The sequence below is a fragment of the Acidovorax sp. 69 genome, from assembly GCF_002797445.1.
Lineage (GTDB): Bacteria > Pseudomonadota > Gammaproteobacteria > Burkholderiales > Burkholderiaceae_C > Acidovorax.
Map to the genome: position 1 here is coordinate 3,305,432 of NZ_PGEP01000001.1, position 22,549 is coordinate 3,327,980.

Below are 22,549 nucleotides of genomic sequence, written 5' to 3' on the forward strand. Positions count from 1 at the left end.
AAATAGCAAACCCCAAGGTGACTTCCGTCGCCTTGGGGTTTTTCATGGGTGGCGCCTGCCCCAGCGCGTCAGTGATTGCCCAGGTACAGCTGCGCCATGCGCTCGTCGGCGAGCAAACCCTGGGCCGGGCCCTGCAGCACGCACCGCCCCTGGTCCAGGATGTAACCCTGCTGGCTGATCTGCAGCGCCTGCCGTGCGCGCTGCTCCACCATCAGCACCGCCACACCCGCTGCGGGCAGCTTTTGCACCATGTCAAACACCTTGCCTACCAGCGAGGGGGCCAGCGCGGCGGTGGGCTCATCGAGCACCATGATGCGCGGTGACGGCATGAGGGCACGGGCAAAGGCCAGCTGCTGGCGCTCGCCGCCCGAGAGGTTGCTCGCCGGTTGTGACAGGCGCTCGACCAGCGCCGGAAAGTCCGCAAGCACCTCGTCCATGCGGCGCTTGATGTTCGCCACGCCCCGCACCACCAACAGGTTCTCGCGCACGGTGAGGGACGGGAACACATTGGCCACCTGCGGAACATAGGCCAGGCCCGCGTCAAAACGGTCTTCGGCCGACAGGGCCGTGATGTCGCGCCCGCCCAGGTGGATGGTGCCCGCCACGCGCGGCAGCAGGCCCAGCAGCGCCTTGACCAGCGTGGACTTGCCTGCTCCGTTGGTGCCCGCAATCGTCACGATCTCGCCCGGAGCAACGACCAGGTCGATGCCGTGGATGATGTCCACCTCCGAGTAGCCACCGCGCAGCTGCGCAATCTGTAGCAGCTTGCCTGCGTCGCTCATACCACCCCTCCCATATAGGCTTCTTGCACGCGCGGATCGTCCAGCACGGTGTGCGGGTCACCCTCGGCCAGAATGCTCCCCCGGTCCATCACGATCATGCGGTTCGATAGCGCCTTGAGCGCCTGCAGGTGGTGCTCAATCACGATGAACGCGATGCCCTGCCCGTTCAGCTCGCGCACGCGGTCGCAAATCTCTTCGATGAGCACCGGGTTGACCCCGGCAAACGGCTCGTCGAGCAGGATGCAGCGCGGGTCCAGCATCAGCACCCGGCCCAGCTCCACCAGCTTTTTTTGCCCGCCCGACAAGCCCCCCGCCTTCACATCGCGCACTCGTGCCAGGTTCAAGAACTGCAGGATGCCGTCGGCCTTGGCCGCCAGCTGTGCCTCGTGCTCACGCAGGCTGCGGGTCTGGAAAAATGCATTCAACAGCCGCTCACCCTGTGGGTTGGCGGCGGCTGCCATCAGGTTCTCGTGCACCGTGAGGCTTTTGAACTCGCGCGGTATCTGGAACGTGCGTACCAGCCCCAACCTGGCACGGCGGTACGGGGGCATGCGCGTGATGTCCTGCCCTTCAAAGCGGATCTGGCCCGCATCGGCAGGCTGCTGCCCGGCAATGGCCGCAAACAGGGTGCTCTTGCCCGCACCGTTGGTGCCCGCAATGCCCAGAATCTCGCCCGCAGCCAGTTGCAGCGACACCCCATCGACCGCCTTGAAGCCCCCGAATTGCCGCGTGACGGCCTCTACTTTCAGCATCGTTGTTGCGGTCATTGGGATTTGCCTCCAAACAGGCCGTTGGGCTTGTACAAGGTGACCAGGATCAGCGCCAGGCCCACCGCCGCCAGGCGCAGGCTGGCCATGCCGACCTCCGACACGCCGGGCACCCAGTCTTTGGCAAAACGCGAGCCTTCCAGGAACACCATCAGCAACAGCGAGCCAAACACCGCGCCGCGCACCGTGCCAGAGCCGCCCATCACCAAGCCCATCCACACATAAAAGGTAATGAGCGGGATAAATTGCTCGGGGGTGATGAAGGTGATGAAGTGCGCATAGAACGCCCCCGCCACCCCGGCCAGCGCCGCCCCCAGCATGAACACCTGCACCTTGAACCAGGCCGGGTCCTTGCCCAGAGCCGCCAGCGCGGGCTCATCGTCGCCAATCGCCTTGAGCAACCGCCCAAACGGGCTGGCGGCCAAGCGCACCGTGCCCCAGGCCACTACAGCAACCACCACCAGCAAGGTGGCAAACATGGCCATGTCAGACGCACCCCCGCCCCAGGACGCAAACGCCTTGGGCAAACCAGGCAAGCCCTGCACACCCTTCGTGAGCCAGCTTTCTTGCTGGATGGAGATGCGCACGGCCTCCGAAAAGCCCAGCGTCACGATGGCCAGGTAGTCGTCTCGCAGGCGAAGCGACAGCAGGCCAATCGGCAAGGCAAGCAGGCCCGACACCACGCCCGCCGCCACAAAACACAGCACCAGCGGCACGCCTTGCAGCGACAGCAGGCCCGAGGTGTAGGCGCCCACGGCAAAAAAAGCCACGACACCAAAGTTGACCAGCCGGGTCAGCCCGAACTGCAGATTCAGGCCCAGCGCCAGCAGGCAGTAGATGAGCGCGATGATGCCAATGGCACACAGGTAAGCAATCATGAATCGGACCCCTTACCGCACCAATTGCACACGGCCCATGATGCCCGCCGGGCGCACCAGCAGCACCAGCGCCAACACCACAAACGACAGCACCAGCTTGTACGACGGCCCCATGAGCGGCACCGCCAGCTCTTGCGCCACACACAGCAGCAGCGCACCCAGCACCGCGCCCACCGGGCTACCGATGCCGCCCAGCACCATGGCCGCAAAGGCGGGGATCAGGCTCTCCCACCCCATCTCGGGGCTGACCACGGCCTTCATGCCCAGCAGCACGCCACCCAGCGACGACAACGCGCCCACCAGCAGCCACAGGCTGAGCATGAGCCCGTTGGCACGGATACCGCTGGCCCGCGCCAGGTCTGCACTGTCGGCCACGGCGCGCAGTTGGCGGCCAAAGCTGGTGCGATAAATCAGCACAAACACCACCGCCAGGCTGACGGCAGCCACGGCCGCAATGGCCAGGTCGGTGGGCAGGATGCGAATGCCGCCAAAGTTCCAGGCGCGCACCAGGGGCAAGTCAAACGTACGCTGGTCATGGCCCGCAAAAAAGCCGATCAGGCTGCGCAGCAAAAACCCGAGGCCAATCGCCGCGAGCATGGACGACACCATGGGCCGCCCCGCCAGCTTGCGAAAAATCAGCGTGTACGAGCCCGCCGACACCAGGGCCGTGACCACCATGCTGATGAGCGCCGCCGCCCACAGCGGCCAGCCTCCCAGCAACTGCACCGCCACGGCCGCGTAGGCCCCGGTGGTCAGCATGTCGCCCGTGGCTGCATTGGGAAAGCGGTTGACGCCCATCACCAGGGTCATGGCCAGTGCGGGCAATGCCACCACCAGCCCTTCGATCAATCCATTGATCAGTAGATTTACAAAGTCGATCCAGGTCATTGCGTCATTCCGTCATCCCGCGCGCATCTCGCCCTGCGCATTCAAAAATTAAGGCCCGGGGCCCACACTGCGTGGGCACACCGGGCCTGCGCCATCACATCGTGATGGACACCACGTCGCGGCGCACCAGCTGGCCCTTTTCAATGACGAAAACGCCGAAGTCGGGCGTGGCATCGCCAAACTTGTCGAAGTCGAGCTTGCTGGAAGCGCCTTCGTAGTTCACCTTGGCCTTCTTGCCCAGCTGCGCCTTGCCATCGGCGAACGAGTACACGGCGGTGCCGGGCGCGTTGGACACTTCGCGCAGCTTGGCATTGATTTGCTCCACCGTGGCCTTGGGGCCGGCGGCCTCCATGGCCAGGGCCAGAGAGATCACCATGTCGTAGGCCATGGCAGCGTAGATATTGGTGGAAACCGGCTTGCCCGTGGCCTTGGTGAAGGCTGCATCGAACTGCGCGTACGACGTGCTTTTTTCGTTGGAGACTGTCTCCACCGAAATGATGCCTTCGCACACTTCAGCGCCCAGCGCCTTCACCAGGTCAGGATTGGCCGCCCAGCCGGGGATGACCCATTTGTTGTCGGCGCCCGCTTGGAACCATTCGCGCAGGATGATGGTGGTGTCGGGCAGGTACGAGCCCATCACGATCACATCGGGCTTGGCCGCCAGAATTTTTTGCAACTCGCTGCGGTAGCTGGGGCGGCTCGGCTCATACGTGACGTGCGCCGCCACCTTGCCGCCACGCTTTTCCCACGCCTTGGTGAAGCCCTCCACATTGCCCAGGCCCGAGGCGTTGTTGAACGCCATGGTGGCAGGCCGCTTGAAGCCGCGCTTGGTGCAGATCTCGGCAAACGCTGCGCCAAAACGGTCGTTGGTGGCCTGAAAACGCCACACCAGGTCCTTGGTGTCCAGCGTAGAGATGGCGGGTGCGCCCGACACGTTCATCTGAATGAGGCCCGCCGCATCGGTCAGCGGCATCACCGCCAGCGTCACGCCCGAGGCCCAGGTGCCCAGCACGGCCTGCACCTTGTTCACTTCGATCAGCTTCTTGGCGGCCAACACGGCGGCGTCAGGCTTGGTCTGGTCGTCTTCCGTGAAGAGTTCGAGCTTGCGGCCGCCCGCACCGCCAGCGGCATTGACCTCGTCCACCGCGAGGCGGATGGCCTGCTGCATGCCCGGGCCGTAGGGGCTGCCCGCGCCCGTGATGGGCGTGAGCGAGCCGATGCGAAACACGTCGCCTTGCTGGCTGAAGCCGATGGAGGGAAGACATTGCAGGGCAGCAGCCGCGCCGCCGAGTTTGACGAAATTTCTACGTTGCATGGTGTTCTCCGGTGAGGGGGTGAGGGGGGAAAGGGAATCAAAGGGTGTTCTTGACCCACACGCCGTCCTTGGCGATGGCGCGGATGCGCTCGCCCTGGTTCAGCAGGCAGGTGATGTCGGTGAGCGGGTCGCCATCGACCAGCAACAGGTCGGCAATGGCACCGGCCGTGATCTCACCCAGCTGGCCTTGCTGGCCCAGAATTTCCGCACCGATCAGAGTGGCCTGTTGCAGCACGGGGCCATTGCCCAGCACGTCGGCGCGCAGGCGCAGCTCGTCGGCCTGCAGGTAGTGCGTTTCGGCCAGCAGATCGCTGCCCAGGCCCATCTTCACACCCGCCTTGGCCAGGATCTCGATGGCCTGCTTGCCCTGGCTGCGCACGGAATCGATCTTGGCGATGGACACCGCAGGCAGGCCGTAGCGCTCGCCCTCGTTGGCCAGGCCTTCGTAGGTGATGAGCGTGGGCACCATGAAAGCGCCCATCTCCGCCATCAACTCAGCGGTGGGCGCATCCACCAGGTTGCCGTGCTCGATGGTGCGCACGCCACAGCGCACAGCGCGGGCAATGGCACGTGGCGTGTAGGCATGGGCCATGACGTAGGTATTGGCGTTAGAGGCTTCCTCCACGATAGCGCGCAGCTCGGCCTCGGAGTAACCCAGGTTGCCAATCGGGTCGTTGGGCGAGGCCACACCGCCCGATGCCATCACCTTGATCTGGGTGGCGCCCTTCAGAATTTCTTCACGCACCGCCAGGCGGCAGGCGTCCACGCCATCGACCACGCGGCCGATGTTGCCCAGCTTGTAGGCGCACGAGCACACATCCAGGTCGTCGTTGCGCTGGCGGAAATCCGCATGCCCGCCGGTTTGCGACAGCGCCTTGCCCGCAGGGAAGATGCGCGGCCCTTGCACCAGCCCCGTGCGCACTGCCTCGGCCAGTGACCAGTCGGCACCACCGGCATCGCGCACCGTGGTAAAGCCGCGTTCCAGCATACTTTTCATGATGGGCAGCGAGCGCAGCATGGTGAACACGTTGGGCATCTTGGCCACGGCGCCCAGGTTGAACGACGACGCCACCACATGCACGTGGCAGTCGATCAGGCCGGGCATGAGCGTCATGCCCTTGGCGTCCAGAGTCGCAGTGCCCTCGGGCACTTCCAGATCACTTCCCACGGCAGCGATGCGGCCGTCCTGCACCCACACCGAGAGGCCGGTGCGCAGTGTGAGCGCATGTACATCCAGAACGCGGCTGTTTTCAATCAACAAAGAGGTCATGGGATTCGTCAAAGTGAGAGCAATGGCTTCAAAATTACTCATAGCCCGTTTCTAGAAGGCCATGAAGGTCGGTCAGGCCCCATTTCGGTGCAATGCAGCATTTTCAAAGGAGTTGGCTGACATGCTGGTGTCACAGGACGCATTTATCGGGCCAATCGCACTTGTCTGCAACGCCTAAAATCTCACCCACCCATGACTAACACTCATACCCACCCATGCGCCGCCTGTGCCCCACCATCTCTGAGCTGAACGCTTTTCACTCTGCGGCCAAGCACCAGGCCTTCACGATGGCGGCGCGCGAGCTGTGCGTGACGCAAAGCGCCATCAGCCGGCACATCGCGGCGCTGGAGGACTACCTGGGCCAGAAGCTGTTCATCCGCAAGGCCACGGGGCTGGAGCTGACCGAGGCGGGGGCCACTTACCTCAACGCCACACGCCCTGCGATGGCCGCGCTGGAGTCGGCCACAGCGCAGCTCATGTCATATGGAGGCGACGGCGGCTCGCTGAACCTGTCGGTGCCGCCCACGTTTGCAGCGCAGTGGCTGTTTCCGCGCCTGGGACACTTCAAGCGCACGCTGCCGCAGGTGTCGCTGAACTTTGTGCGCTACCAGCACGCGCACGACTTTGCAACGCCGCATGAGTTCGATGCTGCCATTCAATACGGCTATGGCAACTGGCCCAGCGCCAATGCGCGCTACCTGATTGGCAAAGAGACCAGCATTGTGTGCAGCCCGCAGTTGCGCGATGCCCTGCCCCTGCACACGCCGCAGGACCTGGTGCGCGCCACGCTGCTGCAGCACATCGAGGTGCCCCTGGCCTGGCACGACTGGATGGAAGCCAATGGCCTGGACACCAGTGCCAGCCGTTTCGGGCCGGGGTTCAACCTGTACTCGCTGATCATCCGTGCAGCACTGTCGGGCTTTGGCGTGGGCATTGTTCCCACCTGCCTGGTAGAGGATGAACTGGCGGCGGGCACCCTGATCGAGCCCTTGGCCCAGCGCTTTGAAAGCCCCTTGGGCTACTACTTGTGCGCACCCACCGCCCGCACCAATCTGTCGGTGTACCGGCTGGTGGCGGGGTGGTTGGAGCATTGCTGCAACCACGCCGACGGCGCCGCAGCACCTGCCGCAACGCCTTGCATCTTCTGCAGCCCACAGGCCTCAGCGGCCGGGTAAGTGGCAAACCGCGAAGGGTGCGCTACAGGCGCAACACCCTCGCCGATCGCGCCGCCGCCCGTTCAGGCAAACAGGCCCTTGTGCTGCTCGCGCAGCAGGTTCTTTTGCACCTTGCCCATGGTGTTGCGGGGCAGCTCGGGCACCACAAAACACTTCTTCGGAATCTTGAAGTTGGCGAGCTGCGACTTGAGTGACGCCACGATGGCCTCAGGGTTGAGCTGCGCGCCCGGCTTGGCAATCACCACGGCCACGCCCACTTCGCCAAAGTCGGGGTGCGGCACGCCCACCAGGGCGCTTTCGGCCACGCCGGGCATGTCGTTGATGTAGCCCTCGATCTCTGCGGGGTAGACGTTGTAGCCGCCGCTGATGATGAGGTCCTTGCTGCGGCCAACGATGCTCACGTAATCGCGCTCGTCCACCTTGCCCACATCACCGGTCTTGAACCAGCCGTCTTTGGTGAACTCTTCGGCCGTCTTCTCGGGCATGCGCCAGTAGCCCTTGAACACATTCGGGCCCTGGACCTGGATGTTGCCGATCTCGCCCACGGGCAGTGGCTTGTTGGCATCGTCCACCACGCGCAGGCCCACGCCAGGCAGCGGGAACCCCACCGTGGCGCCGCGGCGCTCGGTCTGGCCCTTGTGGCGCGCATCGGCCGCGTAGGGGTTGGACGTCAACATGATGGTCTCGCTCATGCCATAGCGCTCCAGAATGGTGTGGCCGGTGCGTTGCTGCCAGTCGGTGAATGTCTCGATCAGCAATGGCGCAGAGCCAGCGATGAACAGGCGCATGTTCTTTGTGGCCTCCTTGTTCAAGCCGGGCTCGGCCAGCAGGCGCACGTACAGCGTGGGCACACCCATGAAGACGGTGGCGCGAGGCATGGCCGCCAACACGGCCTTGGGGTCGAACCTGGCCATCCAGATCATCTTGCTGCCGTTGATGAGCGCACCATGGATGGCCACGAACAGGCCGTGCACATGAAAGATGGGCAGCGCGTGGATCAGCACATCACCCTTCTTCCAGCCCCAATACGCCTTGAGCACCTGCGCGTTGGACAGCATGTTGCCGTGCGTGAGCATCGCGCCCTTGCTGCGGCCCGTGGTGCCGCTGGTGTAGAGGATGGCGGCCAGATCATCGGCGGAGCGCTGCACAGGCGTGTGTGTGTCGCCGTGGTGCGCGGCACGGTCCAGCAGGCTACCGGTGCGGTCTTCGCCCAGTGTGAACACATGCTGGGTGCCCAGCGTGAAGGCGATCTTGCTCACCCAACCGAAGTTGCCCGGCGTGCACACCACCACGGCGGGCTCGGCGTTGCCGATGAAGTATTCGATCTCAGCGCTCTGGTAGGCGGTGTTGAGCGGCAAAAACACAAAGCCGGCGCGCAACGTGGCCAGGTACAGCACCATCGCTTCGACCGATTTCTCAACCTGCACGGCCACACGGCTACCTTCAGGCAGCTTGAGCGACACCAGCAGGTTGGCCATGCGGGCGCTGGCACGCTCCAGGTCGCCCCAGGTGTAGAAAAGCGGCGTGCCGTCTGCGGCCGTGGTCTCTACGGCGGTGCTGTCGAGGTCAGACGGAAATGCGGCGCGCAGCGCGCTGAAAAGGTTGTGTTGGCTCATGGCTTGGGCTTTGCTTCTTTGGCAGGTTGCAGGTGGCAAGAATTCGATGGAGGCGGAGGTGGATGTTTTGGCAGGGGCGACGCTGCTCAAAAAACGGGCGTGCGTTTATCCAGAAACGCGGTGATGCCTTCGCGATGCTCCGCGCTGTGGGCGTATCCGTAAGGGTCAGGTGCGCCGTTCACTATGGTTTCGATAGCTGTTAGTGCTTGTATTTCTTGCGCTACAGGCACTTTGAGCGCTCGAAACGTCTGCTTGTTCATGCGGGCGGCCTGGGGGGCCAGTGCAGCAATCCGTTGGGCGCTGCCCGCCGCCTCGGTGGCCACCATGTCATCAGGTACCACGCGGCTCAAAAAACCACGCGCCAACATGTCGGGGGCGCTGAAGGTGGCGGCCTCCAGCAGCATCTGCCGGGCCGTGACATCGCCCACGGCGCCGGCCACCAGTTGGGCCTCGCGCGGGGCCATGGGAAAACCCAGCTTGGCAATCGGAGCGCCAAAACGGGCGCCACTGCCCGCAATGCGGATGTCGCAGCAACTGGCGATCTCAACCCCAGCCCCCATGCAGGCGCCGCTAATCTGGGCCACGATAGGAACGTCGCACATGAGCATGGCGTTCAGCCCGCCCCACACATCGTTCTCATGAAAATCGCGCAGGGCTGCGGCGTCAAAACGAAAGCCGGGGTATTCAGAAATATCCCCGCCCGCACAAAAAGCCCCGCCCTCGCCCACGATGAGCACGCAGCGCACATCGCTGCTGCGCTGGATACCGTCAAACACCGCACGCAACTGCCGCCACATGGGTCGCGACATGGCGTTCAGCCGCCCAGGATGGCGCAGGGTGACATGCACCACACCGCCCTCACTCACATCCATCAACACTTCACCAGACATCTTGGTATCCATCCCGTCATGAATCGCCCAGGGCCTGAAAGGCCCGCGCAGCGCTGTGGCGCGTGCCACCGTGGAACCGGCTCTGCCGGGCCACGGGTCGCGTCCCCCTTGGGGGATGGCGCGCAGCGCCACAGGGGGTTAATCGAGCTTCGCCCCCGAAGCCTTGACCACCGCCGCCCAGCGCTTGACCTCGCTGCTGACGAAAGCGCCAAACTGCGGCTGGGTCATGCCGCCATAGTCCGCACCGTTGTTGGCCCACACTGCCTTGAGTTCCTCGGCCGTGCCCAGACGCTTGATCTCGTCTACGATGCGCGCCTGCACATCGGCCGGCGTGCCTTTGGGCGCCCACAGGCCGTACCAGGTGGTCACGGTGTAGTCGGGCAGGCCCACCTCTGCGGCGCACGGCACATCGGGGAAGGCCGGGTTGCGCTTGGCGCCCGACACCATGAGCGCCTTGATACGGCCACTCTTGATGTGATTGGCTGACGAGCCCAGGCCGTCGAACATCATGTCCACATTGCCACCAATCAGATCCTGCAGCGCAGGGCCTGCGCCACGGTAGGGAATGTGGGTGATGAAAGTGCCCGTCTGCTGCTTGAACAACTCGCCCGCCAGGTGGTGCGAGGTGCCCGCTCCGGCCGAGCCATAGTTGAGCTTGGCCGGGTTGCGTTTGACGAAGTCCAGGAACTGCTTGAAGTTGGTGGACGGCGTCTTGGGGTTGACCACCACCACCTGGGGCACGTTGGCCAGCAAGGCCAGGGGGATGAAATCCTTCTCGATGTCGTAGTCGAGCTTGGGGTACATCGACGGTGCAATGGCATGGTGCACTGCGCCCATGAACAGTGTGTAGCCGTCGGGCGCTGCCTTGGCCGCAATGCTGGCCCCGAGTGTGCCGCCGGCCCCGCCCCGGTTGTCGATCACCAGCGTCTTGCCAGTGCTCTTGGAAAACTGCGCGGCCAGCGGCCGGGCAAACGCATCGGTGCCGCCACCGGCAGGGAACGGCACCACCACCGTCACGGGCTTGGTGGGCCAGTTGCTGTCGGCCCAGCTGCTGCCGCTGGCCAGGCCCAGGCCTGCAGCCGCCGCGCCGAGCAGCACATCCCGGCGTTGGATTCGCGATTCAGTCATTCCTTGTCTCCTGTCGTTGTAAAAATAATGTGCAGCCTGCCCAGCAATGCGCCGGGTGCTACCGTCAGTCGCGGCAAAGGCTTTCGATGTCCCCCGACACTGGCACCTTGCCCTGCGCGAGCAAGCTGCGATGCTTGTCGATGCGCTTGATGTCGTACAGGTAATTCACCATCAGTCCGTACGATTGTTTCAAACCCTTGGACGAGGGGTCGCCCGCCCAGTTGAGGCGCTCTACCCGTGCGCCGTTGCCCAAGTGGAAGCGGGCCACAGGATCCACCGGCTTGCCCTCTTGCAGTTCACGGCCCAGATAGTATGCGGCGCATTCAAGCAGCATCTGCCGAACGGGCGACTTGGTGTCCAGCTCCAGCGCCTTGTCGATGGCGCCCAACAGGTGCGTTGCCTGCGGTGGCTCAAAACCCACCGCACGGCCCAACTCGGCGCGGCGCTTGTCGTCCAGGCGTTCCAGCATGGCGCCCGCGTGTTTGCCCAGCCAGGAGCGAAAACCCGGGATGGGCGACAGCGTGGCAAAGGTGCGCAGGCGCGGAAACTCGGCGGTGAGTGTTTCCACCACATGCTTGATGAGCGAATCCCCAAAACTCACGCCCCGCAGCCCTGTCTGCGTGTTGCTGATGGAGTAGAAGATGGCCGTGGTGGCCTTGCCCAGATCGGCAGGCGCAGCGGCCTCATCCAGCAGCGGAGTGATGCTGGCCGATATCTTGTCCACCAACGCCACCTCCACAAAAATCAGCGGCTCATTGGGCAGGCGAGGATGAAAAAACCCGTAGCAACGCCGGTCGCTGTCGAGGCGGTTTTTGAGGTCCGCCCAGCTGCGGATGTCATGCACGGCCTCGTACTTGATGAGCTTTTCGATCAACGAGGCGGGCGAGTCCCACGACAGGCGGCGCAGCTCCAGAAAAGCCACGTCAAACCAGGTTGAGAACAGGTGCTCCAGCTCGGCATCCAGCGCCAGCAGGCGCTTGTCGGCCTTGAGCAAGGGCAACAATTCTGCGCGCATGTCCACCAAAAAGCGCATTCCTTCCGGGAACACCGAAAACCGCTGCAGCAACCGCGTGCGCGGCGACACCAGCGCGCGGCGCAGGCTGATCTCGGCCTGGCCTTCTTCTGCCGTGCCTGCAGCCGCCTCGTAGCGTTGGCGGGCCGACTTGAAGCGGGTGGCGTCGGGGGCAAACTGCTCGCACATCAACAGCCACATATCGCGCCGCTCTTCGGCCTCAGCCTTGGCGTACCACTCGGCCACCGCCTGGGCGCGGCGCCCCCCCTCCAGCTCGCTGACCTGCGGTGCCACCACCTCTTGCAGATCTGCCAGCAAACGGCGCAATGCGCGGGGCGACAGCGACTCCTGCCCGCGCCGCAGCGTGGCCTGCAATCGCTCATGGGTGGAGCGCGGCACAGCCACCTTGGCCACCACATCGGTGACGGATTTATCGAGGCTTGCCTTGGCCGACTTGTCTCCGGCCTTGTCGGCGGAAGGTGCAGCGGTGCGCAGCCGCGAGACACTGCGGGTGATCCATTCAGGGGTGTTGTTCATCATGGTGTCAACCTCGATTGCTGATTGCGGGCTACGTCGCGCAGCGCATCGCGCTGGCGCAACAAATGGGTGCGCATGGCCTCTTCGGCGGCATCGCAATCGCGCGCCTTGAGCGCCGCGAAGACGGCCAGATGCTCTGCCAGGCTTTGCTGCAGGCGGCCCGGCGCGTGCAGCGTCTGCTGCCGCGCCAGCCGCAGAATTTTGCGCAGATCACCAATCACTTGCGCCAGCCAGCGGTTGTCCGCCAGGGTGATGAAGGCCTCATGGATGGCGTAGTTGGCCTCGTAGTAGTCGGTGATGCGCCCGTCCGAGGCGCATTGTTCAAGCCGCTCGTGCAACGACTCCAGCGCCGCCACATCGGCAGCACCCGCCTTGCGTGTGGCCTCATGGGCAGCACGGCCTTCGAGCAGGGCGATCACCGGAAAGAGGTCATCCAGATCGCTCTCGGTGATCTGGGCGACAAAACAGCCGCGGCGCGGTTCGTGGCGCAAAAGACCTTCGGCCACCAACACCTTGAGAGCCTCTCGCAGCGGTGTGCGCGAGATCGACAGCCGTTCGCACAGGGCGGCCTCGTCCAGAAAGCTGCCGGGCAACAAGGCCCCGGCAAAGATCTGCTCGCGCAGCCGCGAGGCGACTTCATCGTGCAGTGAATTCGGGACAGAACGCATGTGATACGAGACTCCAGGGTCAACACCTTCAACACTCAAAACACCCGCGAGGCATCGGCGGACAGCCGTAACGGGGCGACAGGGTGCCAGCAGACTGCCTGCAACACACCTTCATCAGCTGGCAATGGGTGCGATTGCCTCACCATGTTTGTAATTTCTCATAATTACGCAAAATAACAAGATGAAAACCCTGATTTCAGGGCTTTGGTTACACAAAAGTCGGGGGGTGCTGCGGCAGAGCAACGCCGCACAGCACCAAGGCGGTGTTGTTGGCTCTTTTTGACCGGCGTATCACGCGGGGTGCGTGACGCTGCTCGCCCCTGCCTGGCGTGATCGCAACGCCTCACGCGACGCCTGCAAATCCTTCCACCAAGTGGTCGATCCACACACGCAGCTTGGCAGGCAAAAACCGGTTGGGCGGGTACAACACCCAGGCCGTGCCCGCGTACGAGGTTTTGTGCTCCCAGTCGGGCAGCACAGGCACCAGATCGCCACGCTCCAGGGCAGAGCGCGCGGTAAAGCCGGGCAGGCTGGCAATGCCCAGATCGCTCAAAGCCGCCTCCAGCCGCACCTCGCTGTGGTTGGCCACATAGCGCCCACGCACGGCCACCGTGGCGACCTCGCCTGCTCGCTCAAAGCGCCAATGCCGGTCACGCTCGTCTTCCCCAAGGTAAATGCAGGCATGCCGCTCCAGCTCGCGCGGGTGCTGCGGATGGCCCTGCTCGGCCAGGTACCGGGGGCTGGCACAGACCCGGTGCTGCAAGGTAGCCAGTGGCCGCCCCGCCAGGCCCGGCGGCGGGGTATCGGTCACGCACAAGGCCAGGTCAATGGATTCTTCGAACAGATCCACGGTGCGGTCAGTGATGAGAAGTTGCACGTCCACCTCGGGGTATTGCCGCAGAAACGGCAGCACCAGGGGGTGCACCAGCTGGCGCCCCACGGCCTTGGGCATGCTCATGCGCACGAGGCCCGAGGGCGCGGCCGAATGCGTGTCGCTCAGCGCCCACACCTCACGCGCAGCCGCCACCATGGCCTGGCAGCGGCTGTAGGCGGCAGCACCGGCATCGGTGAGCTTGAGCTTTCGGGTGGTGCGCTCCAGCAGGCGCACGCGCAGCACAGCTTCCAGTCGGGCCACTTGCCGACTCACGGCCGAGGGCGTAACACCCAGTTGCCGGGCCGCTTTTGAAAAACTACCGGAATCCACCACGCGCGCAAAAGCGGCCATGTCGGGCAGGCTGTCCAGGGGCTTATTAGTGCTCATGAGGAACAAATTCTGTTCTTGAATAGTGATTATCTCTATTGATACGCAAATAGATAATTACCAAGACCCACAGATCGCTCGACACGCCCTACCCCAACCCGCCCCAACCTGACCCATGACCCCCACGTTGCCCCTGACCCCATCCGCCCTCCTGGCCCCACGACTGTCTGACGGGGCGCTGCTGCTCGTGGCCGTGGTGTGGGGCACAAGCTATGGCGTGGCCAAAGGGGCGCTGGTGTTTTATCCGGTGCTGGGCTTTCTCGCCGTGCGCTTTCTGCTGACTTTTGCCCTGCTACTGCCCGCGCTGCTCCGCGCAACGATTCCAGAGCGCCGGGATGCCCTATACGCCGGGGTGCCCCTGGGCGCTCTGATGCTGGGCATTTTTCTGTGCGAAACCTTTGGTTTGGCACTGACACAGGCCAGCAATGCGGCCTTTCTGATCAGCCTGTGTGTGGTGTTCACGCCGTTTGCCGAGTGGTGGCTGTTGCACCAACGGCCCAGCCGGGCCATGTTCGTGTTTGCCGCCGTCTCGCTGCTGGGGGCGGCGCTGCTCAGCGGAGGTTATTCGGGCCACTGGGGTTGGGGCGATGCACTGATGTTGGCCGCTGCCGTGTTGCGCGCCATCACCGTGTGCCAGACCACCCAGCTGACCCGCCGCCGCAACGCGCCGGTGCTCGCACTCACCGCGGTGCAGGCCGGCGTGATTGGCCTGGGCAGCCTGCTGCTGGCGCTGGCCCTGCCGGGCAAGCTGCCGCCCCTGCCCTCGCTCAACGACGCCAGCGCTTTCTGGCTGGCCTGCATTTATCTGGTGGTCGGCTGCACGGTGTTTGCGTTTGTGGTGCAGAACTGGGCCCTGCGCCACAGTTCGCCGACCCGGGTTGGCCTGCTCATGGGCAGCGAGCCCGCGTTTGGTGCGCTGTTCGCAGTGTTCTGGCTGGGTGAACAACTCAGCCCCACGGGCTGGCTGGGGGGCGCACTCATCGTGGCAGCAGCACTGTGGACGATGGCCCGCCGGGCCGGGCCACACAGCTGAGCCGCTACATCAGGGCTTTGGTGCCTTCTGGCTGACCTGCCCAATCAGCCGGTGATAAAAGCGGATCGCATCCACATAGTTGGCAATCTCCAGTCGCTCGTTGGTGCCGTGGAAACGCTTCAAATCCTCCGAATTGGCACGCACGGGCGAAAATTTGAAGATGTGGTCACTGATCGCGCCATAGTGCTGAGAATCCGTGCCCGCCACCATGAGGCCCGGCGCCACCAGCACATCCGGAAAAATTTCACGGATGGTCTGGTTGAGTTGGCGGTACTGCGTCGAGTCGGTAGGCGCGACCTTGGACGCATCCACCGCGCCCGGCAACGTGCTCAACTCAACCTGGGCGGCAGGCGCGCGGATCTTGCTGCGCACATGCTCCATCACCTGCTCTTTGGTGTCTCCGGGCAGCAGGCGGAAGTTGACCGTGGCTTCGGCGCGACCAGGCACCACGTTGTCACGGTTGCCAGCGCTCACGATGGTCAACGCCGTGGTGGTGCGCAGCATGGCATTGGTGCTGGAGGCTCCCTCCAGCTGCTTTTGCACCACCGGCCGGAACAACCACAGGTTGGACAGCACGACGCGATTCACCCCGCCCATCTCAGGCGCCAGGGTATCGAACATCTCGCCCGCCACCCCACGAATGCCGCCAGGCAATTGCTCCTCGTCCAGACGCTTGAGCGCGTCGCTCATCATGGCGATGGCGCTGCTGCCCTTGTGGGGCGGCATGGACGAATGCCCCGGTGTACCCGACATCGTCATCACCACCGACATATAGCCCTTCTCGGCCACGCCAATGAGCGCGGCAGGCTTGGCCAAGCCTGGCATCACGCCGTCCAGAATCAAAAGGCCCTCGTCGATCACGAAGTCCAGGCGCACCTTGCGCTCCTGCAGCAAAGCCGCGATCTTGGCCGCGCCGCGCAGGCCGCCCACTTCCTCATCGGCACCAAAGGCGAGGTAGATGGTGCGCTGGGGCTGAAAGCCACTGGCCAGCAGCATCTCCACGGCTTCGAGCTGGCTCATCAGGTTGCCCTTGTCGTCCCAGGAGCCACGACCCCAGACAAAACCGTCCTTGATCGCACCCGAATACGGTGGCTGCGCCCAGTCGCCCTCGGTGCCCGGCGCCACAGGCACCACGTCCTGGTGCGCCATCAACATGACCGGTGTGGCGCTCGCGTCACTACCAGGCCAGGTGTAGAGCAGGCTCAGCTCGCCCACCACTTCGCGCTGGAGCTTGGCATGCACCCGCGGAAACCGGGCCTGCAGCAGCGCGTGGAACTGCATGAACTGGCCAACACTGGCCTTGGCGTCGTCACGCGAGGACTCGGTGCGCAAGCGCACCGCCTCGGCCAGGCGCTGGGCCACGGCAGCGTCATCCACTGGCAGGCGGGCGATGGGCGGCACCTCCCACTGGCGCGAGCCCTTGCGTGCGGTGTTGATGCCCAGGGCCGCAGCCAGCAGCACAGCCAGGGCGAGCAGCCCCAGCAGGAGTTTCTTGATCATGTCTGTCGGAGCCTTGTCAGGGAGGGGTCACCGGCGGCCTTCGCGTGCGAGGAAAGCAACACCACGGCAGTGACCCAATGCGGTCACAAGCATAGTGCAACTTGCTCCTCCCGCCCCCCGGATAGGCGACACCCGCGCGCCGGGTGGTGCTGGGCGTGCACCGCCACCCAGCGTGGCCGCCTGCGGGCGGCACCGTCACCCACCCGCAGCCCAACCCACCCCTTGCCCCATGCAGACAGTCCTGCCAACTCACTCCGTTTTTGATAGCTGCCAGCGCTTTGAAATCAAGCGCAAACAGTCATTTCACTTGAAACTTGGCGGTACCACCACCGGCTGGCGCTGCGCCCACAGCCACAGTCCCGCACCGCCCACGATCATGGGCACACACAGCCATTGCCCCATGCTCATGCCGAGCGACAGGATGCCCAGAAAAGCATCGGGCTCGCGAAAATATTCGGCAATGAACCGGAAGCAGCCATAGCCCAGCAGGAAGACCGCCGCCACCTGGCCTGGGCGACGCTCCTTGCGCGCATAGAACCACAGCAGAATGAACAGCAGCAGCCCCTCCATGAGGAACTGGTACACCTGTGAGGGATGGCGTGGCTGCATCGAGCCGCTGTGGGCAAACACCATGCCCCAAGGCAAGTCAGGGCTGGCAAAACGACCCCAGAGTTCGCCATTGATGAAGTTGCCCACCCGCCCGGCCGCCAGACCCGTGGGAACGCAGGGCGCCACAAAATCCGCCACCTGCAGCCAGGGCCGCTTGCGAGAGTGCGCAAACCACAGCATGGCAGCGACCACGCCCAGCAGCCCCCCATGAAAGGCCATGCCACCCTGCCACACTGCAAAAATCTCCAGCGGGTGACTGAGGTAGTAGCCGGGCTTGTAAAACAAACAATAGCCCAGCCGCCCGCCGATGACCACACCGGCCACGCCCAGGAACAAGATGTCCTCGACGTCCTTGCGTGACCAGGCGCCCTGGCCGGTGATGGAGGCAAAAGGCTCGTGCCGCAGGCGCCGGATGCCCAGCAACATGAACAAGCCAAAGGCCGCAAGATAGGTCAGGCCATACCAGTGCACGGCCAAGGGGCCGATCTGAAGGGCAACAGGGTCAATGTGGGGATAGGTCAACATGGTGGGCGGTATTGTGCCCGTGCCCTGCAGGGCCCCGGCGGCGGCTTCGCGGAATGTCGATACACCCTGGGGACTCTTCAATGCGAACGCTTCTGATCCCGGTACGCATATAAAACGGCTTCCAGGGGCATTCGCCCTGGGCTGTGCATGCCAGCGCGATACTCACGCCTTTCAAGATCAGGGCAACAATATGCAGGGAAACCCCCAAGTCGTCGAATATCTCAAGGATCTGCTGCGTGGCGAACTGGCGGCACGCGACCAGTATTTCGCGCATTCGCGTCTGTATGAAGACCAGGGTTTCGCCAAGCTCTATGCACGCCTCGACCACGAAATGCAGGAGGAAACCCAGCATGCCGATGCGCTGCTGCGCCGCATCCTCTTCCTGGGCGGACGCCCCGACATGCGCCCCAAAGAGTTCACACCCGGCGAGACGGTGCCCGAGATGCTGCGCAAGGACCTGGACACCGAATACACCGTGCGCGCAGCCCTGCAAGGCGGCATGGCACTGTGCGAAAGCGTGGGCGACTACGTGAGCCGCGACCTGCTACTGGCCCAGTTGCGTGACACCGAGGAAGACCATGCGTACTGGCTCGAAAAGCAGATCGGCCTGATCGACAAGATGGGCCTGCAAAATTATCTGCAGTCACAAATGGGCAGCCTTTCAGCATAAAAACTGCCTACAGCGCTTATGAAATATGCGCCACAAGCTATTGATTGGATAGCAAATAAAAAAGCCGCACCCTGAGGGTGCGGCTTTTTTTTGAGGGGGCACCGACTCGATACGGTCGATCAATCCTCCAGCAGCGACAAATCGCGCACAGCCCCCTTGTCGGCTGACATCACCAACTTGGCATAGGCCTTGAGTGCCGCCGACACCTTGCGCGGGCGGGGCTGGGCGGGCTTCCAGCCTTTGGCATTTTGTGCCTCACGGCGCTTTGCCAGTTCTTCGTTGCTCACCAGCACGTTGATGCTGCGGTTGGGGATGTCGATACGGATACGGTCGCCGTTTTGCACCAACCCGATGGCCCCGCCCGCAGCGGCTTCGGGCGAGCAGTGGCCAATCGACAGGCCAGACGTGCCGCCCGAGAAGCGCCCGTCAGTGAGCAACGCACACGCCTTGCCCAGGCCCTTGGACTTGATGTAGCTGGTGGGGTAGAGCATCTCCTGCATGCCGGGGCCGCCCTTGGGGCCTTCGTAACGCACGATGACGATGTCACCGGCCTTGACCTTGTCGGCCAGGATGTTGGCCACCGCCTCGTCCTGCGACTCGGTAACGTGGGCAGTGCCCTCGAACACCAGAATGCTTTCGTCCACGCCGGCCGACTTGACCACGCAGCCGTCCACCGCGATGTTGCCCGTCAGCACGGCCAGGCCGCCTTCCTTGCTGAAGGCGTGGTCGTACGAACGGATGCAGCCTTCGGCACGGTCCAGGTCCAGACTGGGCCAGCGGGTGGACTGGCTGAACGCCACCTGCGTGGGCACGCCGGCGGGGCCGGCCATGTAGAAGGTGCGCACGGCTTCGTCCTGCGTGCGCACGATGTCCCACTGGTCCAGCGCGTCCTTGAGGGTCGGTGCATGCACGGTGGGAGCGTCGGTGTGCAACTTGCCCGCACGGTCCAGCTCGCCCAGGATGGCCATGATGCCGCCCGCGCGGTGCACGTCTTCGATGTGGTACTTGTTGGTGTTGGGCGCCACCTTGCACAACTGCGGCACGACGCGCGAGAGGCGGTCAATATCGGCCATCGTGAACGGAATCTCCGCTTCACTGGCTATCGCCAGCAAGTGCAGGATGGTGTTGGTGGAGCCGCCCATGGCGATGTCCAGCGTCATGGCGTTCTCAAACGCCTTGAAGCCCACCGAGCGCGGCAACACGCGTTCGTCGTCCTGTTCGTAATATTGCTTGGCGATCTCCACGATGCGTCGGCCCGCGCGCTTGAAAAGCTGCTCGCGGTCAGAATGTGTGGCCACCACGGTGCCATTGCCGGGCAGCGACAGGCCCAGGGCCTCGGTCAGGCAGTTCATGGAGTTGGCCGTGAACATGCCCGAACACGATCCGCAGGTGGGGCAGGCTGAGCGCTCCACCTCAGCCACGTCGGCGTCGGAGTAATTGGTGTCTGCAGCGATCACCATGGCGTCCACCAGGTCGAGCTTCTTGAACTCCATGACCTTGGTGACGGGGTTGGCCAGGCGGGTCTTACCCGCTTCCATCGGGCCGCCCGAGACGAAAATCACTGGAATGTTGAGGCGCATCGCGGCCATCAGCATGCCGGGCGTGATCTTGTCGCAGTTGGAGATGCACACCATCGCATCGGCGCAGTGGGCGTTGACCATGTACTCGACCGAGTCCGCAATGATGTCGCGGCTGGGCAGCGAATACAGCATGCCGTCGTGGCCCATGGCGATTCCATCGTCCACGGCAATGGTGTTGAACTCCTTGGCCACGCCGCCAGCGGCCTCGATCTCGCGGGCGACGAGCTGGCCCAGGTCCTTCAGGTGCACATGGCCGGGCACAAACTGGGTGAAAGAGTTAACCACCGCGATGATGGGCTTGCTGAAATCATCGTCTTTCATGCCGGTGGCGCGCCACAAGGAGCGCGCCCCAGCCATGTTGCGACCGGCGGTGGAGGTTTTGGAACGGTAGATAGGCATCGTGCTGGCTTCTGGAAGATCGCTGATAAGGAAGCGGGCCGCAGGAATAAGGGCCCCTCGCGCGCCCGTGCGAACAACCTCTTGAGCCGTGCCGGGGGCAAACCCTTTAATTATCGCCCACCCCTTTCGCCGCTGAGGGCGATGGTTCCACGCCCATACCGGCACTGGCAAAATGCGTCCACCCCGTTGCAGCCAACCAGGACGCCCCACGATGACCAACCCCACCACTCCCTCCACCCCCATCAACCGCCGCAGCGCCAACATCACCCAGGGCAAGGCGCGCGCGCCCAACCGCTCCATGTACTACGCCATGGGCTACGAGGAAGGCGACTTCGTCAAGCCCATGGTCGGCGTGGCCAACGGCCACAGCACCATCACCCCCTGCAACAGCGGCCTGCAAAAACTGGCCGACGCGGCGATTGCTGGCATCGAAGAAGCGGGCGGCAACGCCCAGGTGTTTGGCACGCCCACCATTTCGGACGGCATGGCCATGGGCACCGAAGGCATGAAGTACAGCCTGGTGAGCCGCGAGGTGATCAGCGACTGCATCGAGACCTGCGTGGGCGGCCAGTGGATGGACGGCGTGCTGGTGGTGGGCGGCTGCGACAAGAACATGCCCGGCGGCCTGATGGGCATGCTGCGCGCCAACGTGCCCGCCATCTATGTGTACGGCGGCACCATCCTGCCCGGCCACTACCAGGGCAAGGACCTGAACATCGTGAGCGTGTTCGAAGCCGTGGGCGAAAACGCTGCGGGCAAGATGAGCGACTTCGACCTGAAAGAGATCGAAAAGCGCGCCATCCCCGGCACCGGCTCCTGCGGTGGCATGTACACGGCCAACACCATGTCCAGCGCCTTCGAGGCCCTGGGCATCAGCCTGCCCTACTCGTCCACCATGGCCAACCCGCACGACGAGAAGATGAACTCGGCCAAGGAATCGGCCAAGGTGCTGATCGAGGCCATCAGGATGGACCTCAAGCCCCGCGACATCGTGACCAAGAAGGCCATCGAAAACGCCGTGGCCGTCATCATGGCCACCGGTGGTTCCACCAACGCCGTGCTGCACTTCCTGGCCATCGCCCACACGGCGGGCGTGGAGTGGAGCATCGACGACTTCGAGCGCATCCGCAAGCAGACCCCCGTGCTGTGCGACCTGAAACCCAGTGGCAAGTACCTGGCCGTGGACCTGCACCGCGCAGGCGGCATCCCGCAGGTGATGAAGGTGCTGCTCAACGCCGGCCTGCTGCACGGCGACTGCATCACCATCAGCGGCAAGACCATTGCCGAAGTGCTCAAGGACGTGCCCGATGTGCCACGCGCCGACCAGGACGTGATCCGCGGCATCGACAAGCCCATGTACGCGCAAGGCCACCTGGCCATCCTGAAGGGCAATCTGAGCCCCGAAGGCGCTGTGGCCAAGATCACGGGCCTGAAGAACCCTGTCATCACCGGCCCCGCCCGCGTTTTCGACGACGAGCAGTCCGCGCTCGAAGCCATCCTGGCCGGCAAGATCGTTGCGGGCGACGTGATGGTGCTGCGCTACCTGGGCCCCAAGGGCGGCCCTGGCATGCCCGAAATGCTGGCCCCCACCGGCGCACTGATCGGCGCCGGCCTGGGTGAAAGCGTGGGCCTGATCACCGACGGCCGCTTCTCCGGCGGCACCTGGGGCATGGTGGTGGGCCATGTGGCACCCGAAGCCGCTGCCGGTGGCACCATTGCCTTCGTCAACGAAGGCGACAGCATCACCATCGACGCGCGCCAGTTGCTGCTGGAGCTGAATGTGCCCGAAGAAGAAATCGCCAAGCGCCGCGCTGGCTGGACTGCCCCAGCCCCCCGCTACACCCGCGGCGTGCAGGCCAAGTTTGCGTTCAATGCATCGAGTGCCAGCAAGGGTGCCGTGCTGGACGCCTATTGATCAATGAATGAAGGGGGGAAATGGGTAGCACGCCCATCCCCCGCACCGTTGGGACCATAAAAAAAGCCCGGGGCACATGGCCTCGGGCTTTTTTTGTGCAATGCACGGTACAGCCATTGCCGACGATCTAC

General features: G+C 64.1%; 19 protein-coding genes. 4 read left to right on the top strand and 15 right to left on the bottom strand.

All coding sequences use genetic code 11. The features are described from left to right. Positions 1-68: 68 nt before the first annotated feature. The 6 genes from CLU85_RS15125 to CLU85_RS15150 form a co-directional block, all read right to left on the bottom strand. On the bottom strand, positions 69-782 hold the full coding sequence (locus CLU85_RS15125; RefSeq protein WP_100410981.1) for an ABC transporter ATP-binding protein: 714 nt from the start codon (positions 780-782) through the stop codon (positions 69-71). After that, the gene (locus CLU85_RS15130) at positions 779-1,549 is read right to left on the bottom strand and encodes an ABC transporter ATP-binding protein (protein ID WP_100410982.1); all 771 of its coding nucleotides are present in this window, start codon (positions 1,547-1,549) and stop codon (positions 779-781) included. Before CLU85_RS15130 ends, CLU85_RS15125 begins: the two co-directional genes overlap by 4 nt. Further along, positions 1,546-2,427 (bottom strand): branched-chain amino acid ABC transporter permease, encoded by an 882-nt coding sequence (locus CLU85_RS15135; RefSeq protein ID WP_100410983.1) that lies wholly within the window; start codon positions 2,425-2,427, stop codon positions 1,546-1,548. Before CLU85_RS15135 ends, CLU85_RS15130 begins: the two co-directional genes overlap by 4 nt. Positions 2,428-2,439: 12 nt before the next feature. Continuing rightward, complete coding sequence (locus CLU85_RS15140) at positions 2,440-3,315, bottom strand: branched-chain amino acid ABC transporter permease (RefSeq protein WP_100410984.1); 876 nt, start codon at positions 3,313-3,315, stop codon at positions 2,440-2,442. A gap of 94 nt (positions 3,316-3,409) precedes the next feature. Then, on the bottom strand, positions 3,410-4,630 hold the full coding sequence (locus CLU85_RS15145; protein ID WP_100410985.1) for an ABC transporter substrate-binding protein: 1,221 nt from the start codon (positions 4,628-4,630) through the stop codon (positions 3,410-3,412). Positions 4,631-4,667: 37 nt separating this feature from the next. Then, positions 4,668-5,900: an amidohydrolase family protein gene (locus CLU85_RS15150; protein ID WP_100410986.1), complete on the bottom strand. Its 1,233-nt coding sequence runs from the start codon at positions 5,898-5,900 to the stop codon at positions 4,668-4,670. A gap of 215 nt (positions 5,901-6,115) precedes the next feature. On the opposite strand from CLU85_RS15150, the gene CLU85_RS15155 reads away from it, so the two are divergent. Then, positions 6,116-7,075 carry a LysR substrate-binding domain-containing protein gene (locus CLU85_RS15155; protein ID WP_100410987.1) on the top strand — a complete coding sequence of 320 codons (960 nt, stop codon included), beginning with the start codon at positions 6,116-6,118 and terminating at the stop codon, positions 7,073-7,075. A 62-nt stretch (positions 7,076-7,137) separates the two neighbouring features. On the opposite strand, the gene CLU85_RS15160 is transcribed toward CLU85_RS15155, so the two are convergent. The 6 genes from CLU85_RS15160 to CLU85_RS15185 all read right to left on the bottom strand — a co-directional run bounded on the left by CLU85_RS15160 (position 7,138) and on the right by CLU85_RS15185 (position 14,187). Continuing rightward, on the bottom strand, positions 7,138-8,691 hold the full coding sequence (locus CLU85_RS15160) for a malonyl-CoA synthase (protein ID WP_100410988.1): 1,554 nt from the start codon (positions 8,689-8,691) through the stop codon (positions 7,138-7,140). A gap of 86 nt (positions 8,692-8,777) precedes the next feature. Further along, complete coding sequence (locus CLU85_RS15165) at positions 8,778-9,581, bottom strand: enoyl-CoA hydratase/isomerase family protein (protein WP_100412575.1); 804 nt, start codon at positions 9,579-9,581, stop codon at positions 8,778-8,780. Positions 9,582-9,719: 138 nt separating this feature from the next. Continuing rightward, the gene (locus CLU85_RS15170) at positions 9,720-10,709 is read right to left on the bottom strand and encodes a tripartite tricarboxylate transporter substrate binding protein (protein ID WP_100410989.1); all 990 of its coding nucleotides are present in this window, start codon (positions 10,707-10,709) and stop codon (positions 9,720-9,722) included. A gap of 64 nt (positions 10,710-10,773) precedes the next feature. Further along, positions 10,774-12,258 (bottom strand): malonyl-CoA decarboxylase, encoded by a 1,485-nt coding sequence (locus CLU85_RS15175; RefSeq protein ID WP_100410990.1) that lies wholly within the window; start codon positions 12,256-12,258, stop codon positions 10,774-10,776. Next, on the bottom strand, positions 12,258-12,926 hold the full coding sequence (locus CLU85_RS15180; protein ID WP_100410991.1) for a GntR family transcriptional regulator: 669 nt from the start codon (positions 12,924-12,926) through the stop codon (positions 12,258-12,260). The genes CLU85_RS15175 and CLU85_RS15180 overlap by 1 nt, the downstream gene beginning before the upstream one ends. A 343-nt stretch (positions 12,927-13,269) precedes the next feature. Further along, complete coding sequence (locus CLU85_RS15185) at positions 13,270-14,187, bottom strand: LysR family transcriptional regulator (RefSeq protein ID WP_100410992.1); 918 nt, start codon at positions 14,185-14,187, stop codon at positions 13,270-13,272. A 115-nt stretch (positions 14,188-14,302) separates the two neighbouring features. On the opposite strand from CLU85_RS15185, the gene CLU85_RS15190 reads away from it, so the two are divergent. After that, positions 14,303-15,220, top strand: coding sequence for a DMT family transporter (locus tag CLU85_RS15190; RefSeq protein ID WP_100410993.1), 918 nt, complete (start codon positions 14,303-14,305; stop codon positions 15,218-15,220). 9 nt (positions 15,221-15,229) lie between these two features. Here the strand turns inward: CLU85_RS15190 and CLU85_RS15195 are convergent, their stop codons facing one another. Further along, positions 15,230-16,720, bottom strand: a complete 1,491-nt coding sequence (locus CLU85_RS15195; protein WP_100410994.1) for a M20 family peptidase — start codon at positions 16,718-16,720, stop codon at positions 15,230-15,232. 303 nt (positions 16,721-17,023) lie between these two features. Next, the gene (lgt, locus tag CLU85_RS15200; protein WP_100410995.1) at positions 17,024-17,854 is read right to left on the bottom strand and encodes a prolipoprotein diacylglyceryl transferase; all 831 of its coding nucleotides are present in this window, start codon (positions 17,852-17,854) and stop codon (positions 17,024-17,026) included. Between the two features lie 190 nt (positions 17,855-18,044). Between lgt and bfr the strand changes: the two genes are divergently transcribed. Further along, complete coding sequence (gene bfr, locus CLU85_RS15205; RefSeq protein ID WP_100410996.1) at positions 18,045-18,524, top strand: bacterioferritin; 480 nt, start codon at positions 18,045-18,047, stop codon at positions 18,522-18,524. Between the two features lie 119 nt (positions 18,525-18,643). Here bfr and ilvD (CLU85_RS15210) read toward each other — a convergent pair whose 3' ends face one another. After that, complete coding sequence (ilvD, locus tag CLU85_RS15210; RefSeq protein WP_100410997.1) at positions 18,644-20,503, bottom strand: dihydroxy-acid dehydratase; 1,860 nt, start codon at positions 20,501-20,503, stop codon at positions 18,644-18,646. 211 nt (positions 20,504-20,714) lie between these two features. Between ilvD (CLU85_RS15210) and ilvD (CLU85_RS15215) the strand changes: the two genes are divergently transcribed. Then, positions 20,715-22,418, top strand: a complete 1,704-nt coding sequence (gene ilvD / locus CLU85_RS15215; RefSeq protein WP_100410998.1) for a dihydroxy-acid dehydratase — start codon at positions 20,715-20,717, stop codon at positions 22,416-22,418. Positions 22,419-22,549: the final 131 nt, after the last annotated feature.

Bases quoted from the DNA above. Each gene is read 5' to 3' on its own strand.
- CLU85_RS15125 (WP_100410981.1), bottom strand. From the start codon at position 782: ATGAGCGACGCAGGCAAGCTGCTACAGATTGCGCAGCTGCGCGGTGGC.
- CLU85_RS15130 (WP_100410982.1), bottom strand. From the start codon at position 1,549: ATGACCGCAACAACGATGCTGAAAGTAGAGGCCGTCACGCGGCAATTC.
- CLU85_RS15135 (WP_100410983.1), bottom strand. From the start codon at position 2,427: ATGATTGCTTACCTGTGTGCCATTGGCATCATCGCGCTCATCTACTGC.
- CLU85_RS15140 (WP_100410984.1), bottom strand. From the start codon at position 3,315: ATGACCTGGATCGACTTTGTAAATCTACTGATCAATGGATTGATCGAA.
- CLU85_RS15145 (WP_100410985.1), bottom strand. From the start codon at position 4,630: ATGCAACGTAGAAATTTCGTCAAACTCGGCGGCGCGGCTGCTGCCCTG.
- CLU85_RS15150 (WP_100410986.1), bottom strand. From the start codon at position 5,900: ATGACCTCTTTGTTGATTGAAAACAGCCGCGTTCTGGATGTACATGCG.
- CLU85_RS15155 (WP_100410987.1), top strand. From the start codon at position 6,116: ATGCGCCGCCTGTGCCCCACCATCTCTGAGCTGAACGCTTTTCACTCT.
- CLU85_RS15160 (WP_100410988.1), bottom strand. From the start codon at position 8,691: ATGAGCCAACACAACCTTTTCAGCGCGCTGCGCGCCGCATTTCCGTCT.
- CLU85_RS15165 (WP_100412575.1), bottom strand. From the start codon at position 9,581: ATGTCTGGTGAAGTGTTGATGGATGTGAGTGAGGGCGGTGTGGTGCAT.
- CLU85_RS15170 (WP_100410989.1), bottom strand. From the start codon at position 10,709: ATGACTGAATCGCGAATCCAACGCCGGGATGTGCTGCTCGGCGCGGCG.
- CLU85_RS15175 (WP_100410990.1), bottom strand. From the start codon at position 12,258: ATGAACAACACCCCTGAATGGATCACCCGCAGTGTCTCGCGGCTGCGC.
- CLU85_RS15180 (WP_100410991.1), bottom strand. From the start codon at position 12,926: ATGCGTTCTGTCCCGAATTCACTGCACGATGAAGTCGCCTCGCGGCTG.
- CLU85_RS15185 (WP_100410992.1), bottom strand. From the start codon at position 14,187: ATGAGCACTAATAAGCCCCTGGACAGCCTGCCCGACATGGCCGCTTTT.
- CLU85_RS15190 (WP_100410993.1), top strand. From the start codon at position 14,303: ATGACCCCCACGTTGCCCCTGACCCCATCCGCCCTCCTGGCCCCACGA.
- CLU85_RS15195 (WP_100410994.1), bottom strand. From the start codon at position 16,720: ATGATCAAGAAACTCCTGCTGGGGCTGCTCGCCCTGGCTGTGCTGCTG.
- lgt (WP_100410995.1), bottom strand. From the start codon at position 17,854: ATGTTGACCTATCCCCACATTGACCCTGTTGCCCTTCAGATCGGCCCC.
- bfr (WP_100410996.1), top strand. From the start codon at position 18,045: ATGCAGGGAAACCCCCAAGTCGTCGAATATCTCAAGGATCTGCTGCGT.
- ilvD (WP_100410997.1), bottom strand. From the start codon at position 20,503: ATGCCTATCTACCGTTCCAAAACCTCCACCGCCGGTCGCAACATGGCT.
- ilvD (WP_100410998.1), top strand. From the start codon at position 20,715: ATGACCAACCCCACCACTCCCTCCACCCCCATCAACCGCCGCAGCGCC.